The following is a 13876-nucleotide window of genomic DNA, read 5'->3' as shown; positions in this document are numbered from 1 at the left end:
AAAAGTGGATTCTAGGGGGTTTGGGGGTAGCTACCTAGCCACTTTATCTGCTCGCCCCACTCATCAAAAATCGCAGCGATATGCGGCTCCTCCCTATGCCCCACAAAATCCACATAAAAGCCCGAGTCAAAGCTGTTTTTAGAGCGGATAGGGCGGGAGTCGATTTTGGTTAGATTGATATTAGCACGAGAGAAGCTCTCTAAAAAGCGCAACAGTGTGCCAGCTTTTTCAAAGCCTTGGAGCCGCGCGAAAATAGAGGTTTTATCATTGCCACTTGGGGGGTTGTGAAAATCGCTTAAGATGACAAAGCGCGTTTTGTTGCCTTGAGAGTCTTGGATATGGGAAAACATTAGCGGTAGGTGGTAGAGCTTGGCGGCGATATGGGAGCAAATCGCCGCGCTCTTTGGGTCTTGCGTGGCGAGCTGGGCGGCTTTGGCGGTGGATTCTACGGGGATTTGGGGGATATTTAGGAGATTGTGCGCTTGGAGAAAAGCATTGCACTGCCCAAAGGCTATGTCCTTGCTATAAATGCGCTCAATCTCGCTTACATGCTCACACTCTGTGGCGAAGCTTAGGTGGATTGGCATAATGATTTCTGCGATGATTTTCACACTAGAGCTAGCAAGATTGTCGATACACTCGCCTACGATGCCATTGGTGTTGTTCTCAATGGGGACGACACCATAGTGTGCTTGCTTGGATTCTAGGACGTTAAAAACCGCGCTAATGGTGTTTATGGGGAGATACTCACTCATCGCGCCAAAGCGCGATTCCGCGGCTTGGTGGGTGTAGCTGCCCACAGGTCCTAGGTAGGCGACTTTCTCTGGTAGCTCAAGGTTGCGCGATATGGCAAAGATTTCTTGGTAAATCGCTTCTATGGCGTCTTTGCTTAGGTGCTTTGCAGGCAGACTGCTTAGGCGAGCGATGATCGCTAGCTCGCGCTCTGGGCGGTAAATGCTGGCATTGCTCTTTAGCTTTGCTGCGCCAATTTGGGCGACAATCTTAAGCCTAGAATCTAGCAGGGCTAGCAGCTTTTCATCAATGCTATCAATCTGCTTCCGCAAGCGTGCGATTAGGGCTTCATCAGGCATTGTGTCAGGGCGTGGCATACATCTCCTTCAGGGGCAAAAGTGGATTCTAGGCTAGGTTTGTATAAACCGCTTGGACATCATCATCTTCTTCAATCCTATCAAGCAGCTTCTCTAGCTCTTCTATCTGCTCTTCGCTTAAAGTTATGGGGCTTGTGGGGATTCTAGCGAGCTTGGCACTTGTGGGCGTGATTTGTAAGGACTCTAGCCCCTCACTTAATGCCCCAAAGTCTGCATAGCCCCCATAGGCGATTAGGCTGCCATCTTCTAAAGACTCTAGCTCCTCTAGCCCATAGTCGATGAGGGCTAGCTCTAGCTCATCTAGGGGTAGAGACTCTGGCTTGCTAAAGGCAAAGACACTTTTTCTAGCAAACATAAATTCTAGGCTGCCATTTGGCACGATAGAAGCACCGGGGCTTTTGTTGAAGTAGCTTTTGATATTAGCGATGGTGCGGGTGGGGTTGTCGGTGGTGCATTCGATGAAAATTAGCACGCCATTAGCAGCTTTGCCCTCATAGCTTAGCTCGCTAAATGCGCCATCTTTCCCACTCGCGCGTTTAATGGCGGCATCGATATTATCTTTAGGCATATTTTGCGCTTTGGCAGTGGCGATTGCTGTGCGAAGCTTGGCGTTGCTCGCGGGGTCTGCGCCGCCCTCTTTGGCAGCAGCGGTGATGGCTTTAGCCAGCTTGGGGAAAACTTTGCTCATCTTATCCCATCGTTTTTCTTTGGCAGCGCGGCGGTATTCAAAAGCTCGTCCCATGGTATTCCTTTCGTGTATTAAGATGTATATGTGCTAAGTGCATTGAGGCGCTTTATGCTCTCACTTTCGCCTATGATGACAAGCGCTTCACACACACCTATGCCACCGGGCTTGCCAAGCAGGGCTAGGCGCAGGGCTGGCATAAGCTTGCCGATTTTTATGCCCTTAGCTTCTGCGAACTCATGCAGATAGGATTCTAGGGCTTGCGCTGCTTTACTCGCACTTGGCGTATGAAATCTCTCTGCAAACCCAGAATCTAGCGCTAGCTCTCCTAGCAGTGTTTTGGCTGCTGGATCAAGCTTAGAGAGCATTTTCTCATCATAAGATTCTAGCTGGGATTGGAGGTCTTTAATCTGTGCGGCGAACTCTAGCAGGGTCTTGCTCCTATCTTTTAGCACGGAGAAAAGTAGGCTTTTGCGCTCTGCTTGGAGGGTGCTAAGATTTATACCAAACTCGCCTAGCAAGGCTTCTAGCCTAGTATCATCGCAGGCTTTGATATAGTGCTGATTAAGCCACAAAAATTTTTCTTGATTGTAGCGGCTTGCAGAAGAGTTGATGTCTTTAGCATCAAAGAGCTCGCGCATTTCTTGGAGGGAGAAAATCTCCTTATCTTCATAGCTCCAGCCAAGTCGCACAAGGAAATTTAGCAGTGCTTCTGGCAAATAGCCCATAAGCTTATAGTCCATAACGCCCATCGCGCCATCGCGCTTACTAAGCTTCTTGCCCTCTGGGTTTAAAATCATAGGGATATGATAAAACTTAGGGATTGCAAAGCCTAGTGCTTGGTAGATGAGAATCTGCTTTGGCGTGTTGCTTGTGTGATCATCGCCGCGGATTACATCTGTTACGCCCATTAGCGCATCATCAATAGCTACGACAAAGTTATAAGTGGGGCTGCCATCTGATCGCAAAATGATAAAGTCATCAAGCTCCTTTGCTTGCACGCAGATTCTGCCTTTGACGCCATCATCAAAGGCGATTTCGCCTTCAAGTGGGGCTTTTATGCGGATTACAGGCTCTACATCGCTTGGGGGTGTGCCGCTAAAGTCGCGGTAGCGATTATCATAGCGCGGTGTTATGCCTTGTGTGCGTTGGGATTCTCGCAGGGCTTCTAGCTCATCTTTGCTCATATAGCAGTAATACGCCTTGCCCTCTTCTACAAGCTTTTTAGCATAGCTGGCATACAGGGGGAAACGCTCACTTTGGTAGATAACTTCGCCATCACATTCTAGCCCCACCCATTTGAAAGACTCAATGATCGCTTGGGCGGCGTCTTGGGAGTTTCTAGCAAGATCGGTGTCCTCAATCCGCAGTAGGAATTTGCCGCCGTGCTTGCGTGCGTGCAGGTAGTTAAATAACGCCGTGCGCAATCCCCCGATATGTAAATAGCCCGTCGGGGAGGGCGCGAAGCGGGTAACAATCTCTGGCATATATGCTCCTTGTAGGATTTCATTTAGGATTGAAGCTTGTCGCATGTATGGCGCGGATTCTAGCATGATTTGGCTTAGGTGAGGTTTGGTTCTTGATTTTTAATTGGCTTTTTTATACCATAGATTCCAACTCACAAAAAGGATTGTCCCATGAAAAATATGCTCCACATTTGCGCTGGTGCAGGACTTATCGCGCTACTAGGGCTTAGCACAAGCTATGCGCAAGATACAAAAACCCCAGAATCTAGCACCACTCAAAGCTTGGCAAAAGCCGATATGCCTCAAATCCACCCCAAAGATTTCTACGCCTTTGCCACAATCGCGGATAAAAAGCTTAGTGCCGCATTTGGCAAAATCACCAACCACACCGATAAACCTGTCGCGCTTGTGAAAGTCGAAATCCTAGGCAAAAACAAAGGCACCGCGGAGCTACACGAGACTAGTGAAAAAGATGGCGCTAAAGTCATGCAGCAAGTCGAGCGAATCGAAATCCCTGCTGATAGCACCATAGAGCTAGCACCCGGCGGATTGCACATTATGCTAATCGATCTTAAATCCCATTTAAAAGCAGGACAAACAATCTCGCTAAAGCTTTATTTCGATGATGATTCTTCAGCGGTGCTTGAAGTGCCCGTGAAAGCACGCACGAGCGTCCATCACCCAGAGGCTCACCACCCAGAAACACATGCCCACTAGAATCTAACTTAGAGAATCTAACTAGTCATGGCACGCAAGCATAAACATCTCACCAAAAAGGGGTTGATCACCTTATCAGTCTTAGGTTTGTGTGCTTTGGTGATGTATTTTACATGGGGCAGGGGCTCGCTCTATATGCTGCAATCGCAATCTAAAGCTCTAAAACCCCAGTCCAAACTTGCACAAAGTGTGCAGGGGCGCGGCGATGATGAGCCACAGCTCAAAGCTCGGCTGTGTATGCTTAATTTCGGCTCTTGCCCATTGACATTTGTCCAGCAAGAATCAAGCCCAGAATCTAATAAACAGATTTCTGCAAGTATCCAAGCGATCCCTAGTGATATCGCTTCATTAGAATCAGTCGTTTTTCGTGTGCAGGGCGAGGACTTCTCGCAGCTGCGAGCAGTGATTTTCGGGCTGAATATGGATATGGGCGAGGTGGTGGTGCAGTTTCATAAGGTCGATGATAAGCTGTATGAGGGGCGCGCGATCCTAGCTAGCTGCACAGAGGAGGTCATGCAATACCGCATGGAGCTTGAAACTAGTCATGGTAGCGCGGCTGTGGATTTTGATGCTAAACGCAAAAGAGTAAAGCTTGTGTATTAGAGTAGCAGGGAATGGAGCTTTGTGGTGTTTGGATTCTGGGCTGTGCGCTTGTGTAGGAGTGCTTGCTAGCGCGGGGTTGGTGGTTTAGGCAAATGCTAAATTAGGGGGTTAAGGACATGCGATTTTTCTTTGGTTTTGTTGTTTTGGTATTTTTAGCGGGGCTTGGTATATGGAGTGTGCAAAAATACAAATCCTACGACTTTAAAGCACAAACGATACAAGGCGAAGCTTCGCTACATACATTTGATGGCAAATACAAAATCGTATATTTTGGCTACATGTCTTGCCCCGATGTTTGCCCTGCTACGCTTGGCATGCTGCAAGAAGCTCTCGATGAGCTTAAAGCCCAGGGGAGCGATCTTAGCGATGTGGTGGTGCTATTTATCACGCTTGATCCCAAGCGCGATAAGATCAAGGCGCTGGATTCTTATGCGAAGCATTTTTATGCAAACGCCTATGGTCTGCGGCTTGGTGAGCATACGCTACAAGCGGTGCTTGACCGCTATGGTGTGAAGCGAGAGATAGTCCCACTGCAAAACTCCAAGCTAGGCTATAGTATCTCGCATAGCTCTTCGCTCTATTTGTTTGACAAGCAAGGCTTCCTAACCAATGAAATCAGCAATCTTGCGACAATCAAAGAAAGTCTTGCTGACTTTTTCGCCAATCATTAGGATTGTGCCAATGGCTAGATCGCTGTGGCGTAGCAAAAGGGTGTGGCAAAGGTGTGCTGTGGTAGGCGCGTGGATTTTGGCGGGGAGCTGGGGCTTGCTTATGGGAGTGGCGCATGCACAGGAGCGTGTAGAGACACTTGAGGGGAAGTATAGGCAAGTGAGCAGGGATTTTGCGCCAGCTGCCAAGCCAGAATCTAGGCTAGATTCCACAAAGGGCTTTGCAGATTCTGTGGATTCTATACGAGCTGTCTCACACTCCAGCGCGCTAGAATCTACCAATGCGCCCGCTCACACATCAGCAAAAAAGCTTCTCTTACTCTTTAGCTCCAAGTCCTGCAAACCCTGCCATACACTAGAATCCAATCTCGCCCAAGTCGCCCCAGCACTAGAATCTGGATTTTCCTTTCATAGTCTTGATATCTATGAGAAATCCCCGATTTTGCTTCCGCTCTCTCCTGCGCCTGTTTCTATCAAAGCATTGCGTCAGGAGCTTGGGGTCATCGCTACGCCTACGCTTGTGGCGTTTGATGATGATCTCTCGCCTATTTTTACTCATCAAGGTGTATTGAGCGCGCGTGAGCTTGCGTATCTACTGGAGCTTTTGCAGGCTCTCCCACTAGATCTCCCTACCAAAGAAGCTAAATCCCAGTGGATAAAATCCCGCCTACTTGCTTTCTCCCGCGCTATGTATGCGCCTACTTCGTCTATCTCTACACAAGGACAGCCATGAAAATCGCACTTGGACTAAATATCGATCATATCGCCACACTCCGTCAAGCTCGCAGGATACACCAGCCAGATCCGCTTGAAGCAGTGTTTATCGCCAAAAATGCCCAGGTCCAGCAGATCACTATCCACCTACGCGAGGATCGCCGCCATATCCATGATGATGATGTGCGGAGGATTCTTACACACTCGCCACTACCTGTGAATGTCGAGTGCGCGTGCGATTTGAGTGCTGGAGGCGTGGTGGAGATTTTATGCGATTTGGGAGTGCATAAAGTTACGCTTGTGCCGGAGAAGCGCGAGGAGATCACCACAGAGGGTGGGCTAAACATGCACGCTCCGCAGGTGGATTCTGCGATTGCGCGATTTAGGGAGGCGGGTATCCCTGTGGCGGTGTTTATCGAGCCAGATCGGGAGTCTATCGTGCGTGCGCAGGAGCTTGGAGTATCTGGCGTGGAGCTGCATACCGGCGCGTTCGCACACTGCTACGATATGCTGCACTCCTGCTTGCCACATAGTCATAATGCTAGGGAGAGTATGCGAGATTTCGCGCCCAAATCCGCGCAGGCTAGGGCAGATCTAGCAAGAGAGCTAAAAGAGCGGCTCGCGCGCGAGATAAACGCGCTAGAGTGCGCAGCAAGCTATGCTCATACGCTAGGGCTTTTGGTGTTTGCTGGGCATGGGCTAAACTACGAAAACATCGCGCCAATCGTCAAGCTCCCACACCTACAAGAGCTGAATATCGGGCATAGTATCATCGCGCGCGCGCTTATGGTAGGACTCTATCAAGCGATAAAAGACATGCAAGAAGCGATTGCAAGCGCACTATAAGCGGCTTGCTTGTAGGGTTTGTAGTTGCCGCCAAAAGCCCAAAATCTAAGTAGATTCTAGGCTTTTGTGGCTCTGTCCTAGGAAGCGGGCTTATATTGTGCTAGATAGGCTTGCAAGCAATCATCATTATCTCTATGAAATGCCAGCACATCGAAGTAATGTATCTGTTTGGAGTCTCTCGTGTAGTCCATAAGTAGTGAAAGATTTTTAGAATCTAAGCTTGAAAGCACACAAAGCGGAGAGCCAAAATTATCAAATATCAGTAGCTGTTCATATCCCCACTGCGCGAGAAGCGGAAATATCGAAGTTGCTGATTCGCCAATGTCATGCAAATGCTGATAGCTCCACTCAAAATACAGCGTTGGTTTAAATTTAGCAATGCTCTGTGCCCCAGAGCGCAAGACCTTGAAGTCAAATCCATCTGTATCGATTTTTATGAAATTTGGCGAGAAATTGGATTCTGTAATGATGCTATCGAGTGTGCGGATTTGAATACTTTGCACACTCTTATCTTCCTCATGTGGCGTAAGCTTGCCGCTGCCATCTTGCAAATCTACTCTATAGTTGCTATTGCTACTCTCGCCTATGAAAGTATTATAGAGGAGAAAATGTGTCCCCCCCCCCCCCCGTTTTGGCTGGCTCGCTAGGCATAGCAAGCTCATCACTGGTGGTAAAATGCACAGGCGCAGTAAAATTTTGCGCAAGATTTGTATGAATGAGATCGGCATAGCTTTTCTCACCCTCAATGAGCAAATACTCTGCATTAGCTATATTTGTGAAAACAGCGGTATCACCGATATTTGCACCTACATCGATCATCGCAAGCTTTCCATGTTTATTGCGCACACACTCTGCGATACCATGCAAGCGCATGTCATAGCGAGGATAGAGTTTTTGTATGACAAAGATTGCATGAGCGAAAGGCATAGTTAGCGTAAATCCATTGAATTTTGCAGTGATGATTGGATTGCAAAAGCGGAGCAAAAAATTGCGTGCGTGCAAGAGAATTCTGCGGATATTTTTGCTCTGTGTATTGAGCAGGGCTTGATACACGGCTTGCGCCAGTGGTTTAGACAAAAAACTCATTGTGTTCCTTTAGAAGTAGATTTGTGGCATGGCACGGGCGGATTTTACCATAAGCTATTAGATTTTGCTATAAACACGCGATATGGGCAATTCCAACACTAAATGTTAGTCAAATGGCACATGGAATACCCGATACGATTATGGCGTGAGATATATGAGAATCTACTTCAGCTCTGCCCAGGTATCGCCTAGGGCGATGCTTGACTCTAGCGGAACTTCGAGTGTGTAGATTGTGTCCATGATATGCGCGATTTCTTGCGCCCACTCTTGCGCACTTTTATTGCTGCTTCTCTGTCCAGATTCACCTACACCACTAAGGGTGTTTTCTCGCGCATTTGCTCTCTCATCGCATGGTAGCTCAAAAATTAGCTCATCATGCACTTGTAGCAGCATGGAGACATGGGAATTGGCGATGTGGGCATGGATTTTTAGCATAGCCATTTTGATAAGATCTGCCGCACTGCCTTGAAATATCGTATTTACCCCCTCGCGCAGGTAGTTTGCGCGCATAAACTCGCTTGCATTGCTAAAGTCAAAATACCGCCGATGTCCTAGCAGTGTCTGGGCGTAGCCCTGCTTTGCAATCTCTTCTTCTTTGGACTTTAGAAAATCTTTCACTGATGGAAATGCGGCGAAATAGCTCTGGATATATGCCTTTGCCTCGTTGAATGGAATCCCAAGTGTCTGGGAGAGCTTGCGTGCGCCCATGCCATAGATGAGACCGAAGTTAATGCTTTTGGCGATGTGGCGCTTTTCTTTGGCGAGCTGCTCGCCAAAGAGGATTCTGGCAGTTTGTAGATGAATATCTAACCCCTTACAAAATGCTTCCACCAGCGCAGAATCTTTAGAAAAATGCGCGAGCAATCGCAGCTCGATTTGCGAATAGTCGATTGAGAGAAGTCTATAGCCTTCGCGCGCGCGAAATCCAGCACGGATAAGCTTGCCCTGCTCGCTTCGCACGGGAATATTTTGGAGATTTGGATTTTTGGAGCTTAGGCGACCTGTGGCGGTGCCGGTTTGGAGAAATGAAGTGTGGATTCTGCCTTGGTTGCTGTGCTTTAGCATGGGTTCTACATAAGTATTTTCAAGCTTTGAGATCTCACGATACTCTAAAATCTTTGGGATAACAGGGTGGGCGTCATAGAGTGTGCGCAGAGTTTTTTCATCTGTGCTATAGCCGCCTTTAATTTGTCGCTGGGCTTTTAGACCAAGCTTTTCAAAGAGCATAGCGCCAAGCTGTTTGGGGGAGTTTAGGTTGAAAACTTCATCGCAGAGGGTGAAAATCTCTTGCTCGATATGTGTGAGCTCGGTGCTAAATCGCTTGGAGAGCTGCTCGAAATACGCTCTATCAATGCGTATCCCACACTCCTCCATAGCAAGTAGCACATGGATAAATGGAAACTCTAGCGTGTTTGCGAGATGAAGCAAATGCGATAGACCACTAGATTCTAGTTGTTTGCAGAGTTTATGATAGAGCGCGAAGCTCGCAGCCGCGTCTTCTGCGGCATAGGTGGTAGCGATGTCGCAAGCTACTTGGGAGAAATCTTCTCCATCGCCAAGCGCTTTACTAAAAGGAATCATCTCATGACCAAACCACCGCTTCATCTGCTCATCTAAGCCCACTTTGCTCATGCTATCTTGTAGCCATGCTAGCAGCATGGAGTCGTAAATCTCGCGTTTAGGCGTTATGCCAAGCTTTTTAGCGATTTTGAGATCGTATTTGAGATTATGCCCAATAAGTGGGAAGCTAAATAGCAATTCCAGGGCGAGCTTAGCCTGCTCTAGCCCTAGCTGCTGTGGTGCGCCTAGATAGGAGTGCGCGACTGGGACATAGTAGGCGTTGCACCCATCAAAGCAGAAGCTAAAGCCCACAAGCTCGGCTTTGCTAGTATCAAGCCCTGTTGTCTCGCAGTCATAGGCGATTTTAGTGTCTTTTGGTAGGGGGGCTAGGAGAGCTTGGATAGAGGGTAGATCCCAGAGTGTATGTGCGCAGAATCTAAAGCTTGTATTGCTAGATTCTGGGGGAGTGGATTCTAGGCTAGAATCTAGTGCGTGATCTGGCGCTGGGCTGGAGATTTTGCGCGAGAGCTTGACATTCATGGGCTCGCCAGAGAGTCGCTGCACGATTTTGGTAAATTCATAGCTGATAAGCTCATCGATAATCCCAAGCAGAGGGTTTTTCTCGGGCATGCGGAGATTTTTAAGCTCGATGTTGATAGGGAGATTTTTCTCTAGGGTAACAAGCTTTCTGCTCACAAGCGCCATGTCCTTTTGCTCACGCACGAGTTGGGCTAGGCGCTTACTGACTACGGATTCTAGCTCATTTTCGCGCGCATACATCGCATCAAGACTGCCAAAATGCTCCAGCAGCTTGCATGCGGTTTTTGCGCCTATGCCTTTGACTCCTGGCACATTGTCGCTACTATCGCCTACTAGACTTTGATAGTCGATAAACAACCGCGGCGGCACGCCAAATTTCGCGATACATTCTGGCTCGTGGATTGGGGTTTGTTTGATAGGGTCAAGCAAGTAGGTGGAATCATCGATAAGCTGATAGAGATCTTTATCGTGGCTGATGATTTGAGTCTCTAAGCCCTTGGCTTTGGCAAAATTTGCCAGCGAGGCGATGGCATCATCGGCTTCATAGCCTTCATACATAAGCTTCACTAAGCCCATTTTCTCAATCCACTCTATGGCTATGGGCAGCTGGAGTAGCAAGTCTTTAGGGGTTTCTTGGCGGTTGGCTTTGTAGTCGGGGTAGAGCTGTTTGCGCACACTCTCTCCACCACCTTCAAGCGCGAAAATAATGTAGTCGTGCGGATTGCTTTTGTATAGCCGCATGATGAGATTGGCAAAGCCTGTCAAAAGCCCAGTGGGAAAGCCTTGGGAGTTTTGCAATGGTGGGAGTGCGTAAAAGCTACGGAAAAAAAACCCAAAAGTATCGATAATGATAAGCTGCTGCATAAAAAGCCTTTGGCAAAAGTTTGATTAAGGATTTAGCGCAAGATTTAGTGCGATGTAGGCTTATATAAAATCTGCTGGATTTTTATTTAGATTCCCATTGATTTGCTACTTGTATTGCCCTATGCTCACGGCTTGCGCAAAAGCCATGCCGCTACTAATCGCGCTTATATGCTTAGAATCTAGCTACCATAGCCTCCGCTGCTTTGTGGGGATTTCGCCGCGCTGTTGCCATAGAATCCGCCCTTGGCATTGCTTGGTGTGGCGCTAGTGCCTGCTCTAGGGCTTTGTGCGCCTTGCTTGAAGCTATTTGCACTCCGCTCATAAGCTTGAGGGGATTTGTAGGTGCGTTGCTTGTTTTGCTGGTAGTTTGGGTTGTTGAAAAGTTTGTTGCCGATGTAGCTTCCTAGTAGTGCGCCCGCTGCGCTTGCTAGGATCGCTCCGCCTAGTCCAAGTCCGCCACTCTCCCCACTGCTAGCACTATTTCCTTGGGCTGTGAGCTCGCTTGTGCCATTATCGATTCGCATTTCTTCTTGTTTGAGGAGATTCTCTATTTCCTCATCACTTAGTATGCGCTCTTGTCCTTGTAGATCTCGCACTACCACACGCGTGGTGCTGCTTGGGTATTCTTCAAGCACTTTGTATTTGCCATTTGGCTGTTCTTCAAGGATTACAAACGCGCCTTGCTTGATGGCTTGGGTGTTTTGTGGGGCTTGGGGATTTTGGCTAGAGGGAGAATCTGTGTCGCAGCCTGCGAGGCTCGCCACCACTAGCGCGCTTAGTCCGCCTATCATCGCAAAATCCGCGATTTTTCTATACGGGGATTTGGATTCTGGGGATTGGCGCAAGGCGCCGGAGAATCTGGCTGGCTTGTGGGATTTCATGGGTGTCTCCTTTGGTTTAAGATTGCTTGAGTTTGAGTGCTAGAATCTAGTGCGCTGTCTTGGTATTTGTCGAAACGCCTTTAGCGCTATTGATAGGCTATCAAAGCCCTAAAGGCTCATAAATAAATGGCACACCCTCGATAAGCCCAGACATTTTAATCATGTTTGTTACGCGTGCGGCAAGGCTTTGGGCTTCATTGCTTGTTTTGCCCGCTTTGTGGGCTTGGGAGTAGATTGAGCGCAGAATATCGATTTGTGCCTTTGGTGTGGTGGCAGTGCGGATTTTGTCATAGATTTCAGCGGATTTTTCCAGCGACTCTGTCCCAAGCAACCCCACAGGGATCATTATGATTGTATGGGTTTTGAGCTTGGATTCTATATGGGCTAGCTCCTCTTGGCAGTGCGAGCACATGGGGTCAGAGACGATGTAGAGACGCTTAGGGGTCGCGCCTGTGATTGTGATCGCATAGTCTTTTGGGATTGAAGAAAAAAGTGCGTTGAGCTTGGCGGAGTTTTGGACTTTGAGATTGTCTTGACGGATAGTTTGGAGCTGGGATTCTACGCGCTTACCAAGAGATTTGTCTTCGCTGAAAAACCCGCTTACCACGCTTAGGTTTTTTTGCTTTTCATCGCTTAGGAGAAGCGTTTTGTAGCCATTGACTTTATCGCGCACGATAAGCATGTAGAGCCCTGTGCCCTCTAGCTTCTCGTAGCTTATGACTTCTAGGGTGCGTTTGGTGGTGGATTCTAGGAGGGCTTTGGCGCCTTTGGCTACATCTCCTGCATCTGCGAGTGCAAATGTCGCTAGGCTTGCTAGCAATCCGCATAGGTGAAGTAATTTCATTGGGTATCCTTGTGTGAGTTGGATAATATTTAATGATACGCGATTGTGCTAGTAGATTTACTACTTACGCTCGATCTATCTGTGCCATGTGAAATACGCGCAGGCAAACCGCACTTGCAATAATGCCACATAAAATAAAATCTCATAATAAAATTGCAAGTGTGGGATTGGTTTTAAGGATTGCCGCCTAGCACCAACACGGATTCTATTAAATCATCAATATCCCCATCTAAAACGCCATCGGTATCACTTGTAGCGTAATTGCTCCGCAAGTCCTTTACCTGCTGATATGGGGCTAGGACATAGCTTCTTATTTGATGTCCCCAGCCTATCTCGCTTTTTTCGGCATTTGCCACGCCCTCACTTTGTTTTAGTCGCTCTAGCTCATAGAGTTTGCTTTGCAGCATTTTCATAGCTGTTGCCTTATTTTTATGCTGACTGCGATCATTTTGACATTGCACGACAAGCCCCGTTGGAAAGTGCGTTATGCGGATAGCAGATTCTGTCTTATTCACGTGCTGTCCGCCCGCACCACTGGCACGATAGGTATCAATGCGAATGTCTTTATCTAAAATCTCTATATCTATGTCTTCGCTCAATTCCGGGCTTACCTGCACGCTAGCAAAGCTTGTATGCCGCTTGGCATTAGCATCAAAGGGCGAGATTCTAACCAGCCTATGCACGCCATTTTCGCTTTTGGCATACCCATAGGCATTCTCGCCCTTGATGATAAACGCAGCTCCTTTAATACCCGCTTCTTCGCCATCTTGATAGTCTAGCAGCTCCACCTTAAAGCCCCGCCGCTCACTCCAACGCAAATACATACGATAGAGCATACTTGCCCAGTCTTGTGATTCTGTCCCACCAGCTCCGGGCTGAATGGTAATAATGGCATTTGATGAGTCAAACTCCCCACTTAGCATAACCTCAATTTCTACCTTTTGTATGTGGCTCTGCAAGGATTCTACATTTTCAAACAACAGCTCCAAAGTGCTAGAATCCCCTTGACTCTGCGCTATCTCAAATAGCTCTTTTGCGTCATCTAGCTCGGCTTTCATCTCCGTATAAGTGTGTAAAATCCGCTCGCATTTTCGCTTTTCCTTTGTGATTTCCCCCGCCTTTTTTGCGTCATTCCAAAACTCTTGGTGCGATTCTAGCTCGTTAATCTCATCTAGTCGCTTTTGCAGAGAATCTGGGTTTAGAATCTTTGCGATATTTTGTGCTTTATTTTGCAAAGTTTTTAACAACTCGCCATATTCATAAGAATCCATTGTGTGCCTTTAGTGTGCAATA

14 protein-coding genes are annotated in these 13876 nt (G+C 47.8%); 5 read left to right on the top strand and 9 right to left on the bottom strand.

Annotated features, from left to right (window positions below; translation table 11 throughout):
• Window positions 1-11: 11 nt before the first annotated feature.
• Genes pheA through gltX form a run of 3 tightly spaced genes read right to left on the bottom strand, consistent with a single transcriptional unit; the run spans window position 12 to window position 3281 of the window.
• Window positions 12-1109: a chorismate mutase gene (gene pheA, locus Q0171_RS03250; RefSeq protein ID WP_299326724.1), complete on the bottom strand. Its 1098-nt coding sequence runs from the start codon at window positions 1107-1109 to the stop codon at window positions 12-14.
• A gap of 28 nt (window positions 1110-1137) precedes the next feature.
• Complete coding sequence (locus tag Q0171_RS03245) at window positions 1138-1851, bottom strand: YebC/PmpR family DNA-binding transcriptional regulator (protein ID WP_299326723.1); 714 nt, start codon at window positions 1849-1851, stop codon at window positions 1138-1140.
• A gap of 17 nt (window positions 1852-1868) precedes the next feature.
• Window positions 1869-3281, bottom strand: a complete 1413-nt coding sequence (gltX, locus tag Q0171_RS03240; RefSeq protein WP_299326763.1) for a glutamate--tRNA ligase — start codon at window positions 3279-3281, stop codon at window positions 1869-1871.
• A 150-nt stretch (window positions 3282-3431) separates the two neighbouring features.
• Here gltX and Q0171_RS03235 point away from each other — a divergent pair, with 150 nt between their 5' ends.
• The 5 genes from Q0171_RS03235 to Q0171_RS03215 all read left to right on the top strand — a co-directional run bounded on the left by Q0171_RS03235 (window position 3432) and on the right by Q0171_RS03215 (window position 6808).
• A complete protein-coding gene (locus tag Q0171_RS03235) occupies window positions 3432-3977 on the top strand; it encodes a copper chaperone PCu(A)C (protein ID WP_299326722.1) in 546 nt (181 codons plus the stop codon).
• A 102-nt stretch (window positions 3978-4079) separates the two neighbouring features.
• Window positions 4080-4580 carry a hypothetical protein gene (locus tag Q0171_RS03230; RefSeq protein ID WP_299326721.1) on the top strand — a complete coding sequence of 167 codons (501 nt, stop codon included), beginning with the start codon at window positions 4080-4082 and terminating at the stop codon, window positions 4578-4580.
• A 116-nt stretch (window positions 4581-4696) separates the two neighbouring features.
• Entirely contained in the window at window positions 4697-5251 is a 555-nt protein-coding gene (locus Q0171_RS03225; protein ID WP_299326720.1) for an SCO family protein, read from the top strand.
• A gap of 58 nt (window positions 5252-5309) precedes the next feature.
• A complete protein-coding gene (locus Q0171_RS03220) occupies window positions 5310-5981 on the top strand; it encodes a thioredoxin fold domain-containing protein (protein ID WP_299326719.1) in 672 nt (223 codons plus the stop codon).
• Window positions 5982-5983: 2 nt separating this feature from the next.
• A complete protein-coding gene (locus Q0171_RS03215) occupies window positions 5984-6808 on the top strand; it encodes a pyridoxine 5'-phosphate synthase (RefSeq protein WP_299326761.1) in 825 nt (274 codons plus the stop codon).
• Window positions 6809-6885: 77 nt separating this feature from the next.
• Here the strand turns inward: Q0171_RS03215 and Q0171_RS03210 are convergent, their stop codons facing one another.
• The 6 genes from Q0171_RS03210 to prfB form a co-directional block, all read right to left on the bottom strand.
• Window positions 6886-7470, bottom strand: a complete 585-nt coding sequence (locus Q0171_RS03210) for an FkbM family methyltransferase (protein ID WP_299326718.1) — start codon at window positions 7468-7470, stop codon at window positions 6886-6888.
• A complete protein-coding gene (locus tag Q0171_RS03205) occupies window positions 7403-7894 on the bottom strand; it encodes a hypothetical protein (RefSeq protein WP_299326717.1) in 492 nt (163 codons plus the stop codon). The genes Q0171_RS03210 and Q0171_RS03205 overlap by 68 nt, the downstream gene beginning before the upstream one ends.
• A 162-nt stretch (window positions 7895-8056) precedes the next feature.
• Window positions 8057-10858 (bottom strand): DNA polymerase I, encoded by a 2802-nt coding sequence (gene polA / locus Q0171_RS03200; RefSeq protein WP_299326716.1) that lies wholly within the window; start codon window positions 10856-10858, stop codon window positions 8057-8059.
• Between the two features lie 179 nt (window positions 10859-11037).
• Window positions 11038-11739, bottom strand: coding sequence for a UPF0323 family lipoprotein (locus Q0171_RS03195; RefSeq protein WP_299326715.1), 702 nt, complete (start codon window positions 11737-11739; stop codon window positions 11038-11040).
• A gap of 100 nt (window positions 11740-11839) precedes the next feature.
• Complete coding sequence (locus Q0171_RS03190; protein WP_299326714.1) at window positions 11840-12583, bottom strand: hypothetical protein; 744 nt, start codon at window positions 12581-12583, stop codon at window positions 11840-11842.
• Window positions 12584-12756: 173 nt separating this feature from the next.
• On the bottom strand, window positions 12757-13854 hold the full coding sequence (prfB, locus tag Q0171_RS03185) for a peptide chain release factor 2 (protein ID WP_299326713.1): 1098 nt from the start codon (window positions 13852-13854) through the stop codon (window positions 12757-12759).
• Between the last annotated feature and the right edge of the window lie 22 nt (window positions 13855-13876).

The organism is uncultured Helicobacter sp. (assembly GCF_937906905.1).
Classification (GTDB): domain Bacteria; phylum Campylobacterota; class Campylobacteria; order Campylobacterales; family Helicobacteraceae; genus Helicobacter_B.
Note: the sequence above shows the minus strand (reverse complement) of the source record. Positions and strands in the feature narration are given on the sequence as shown.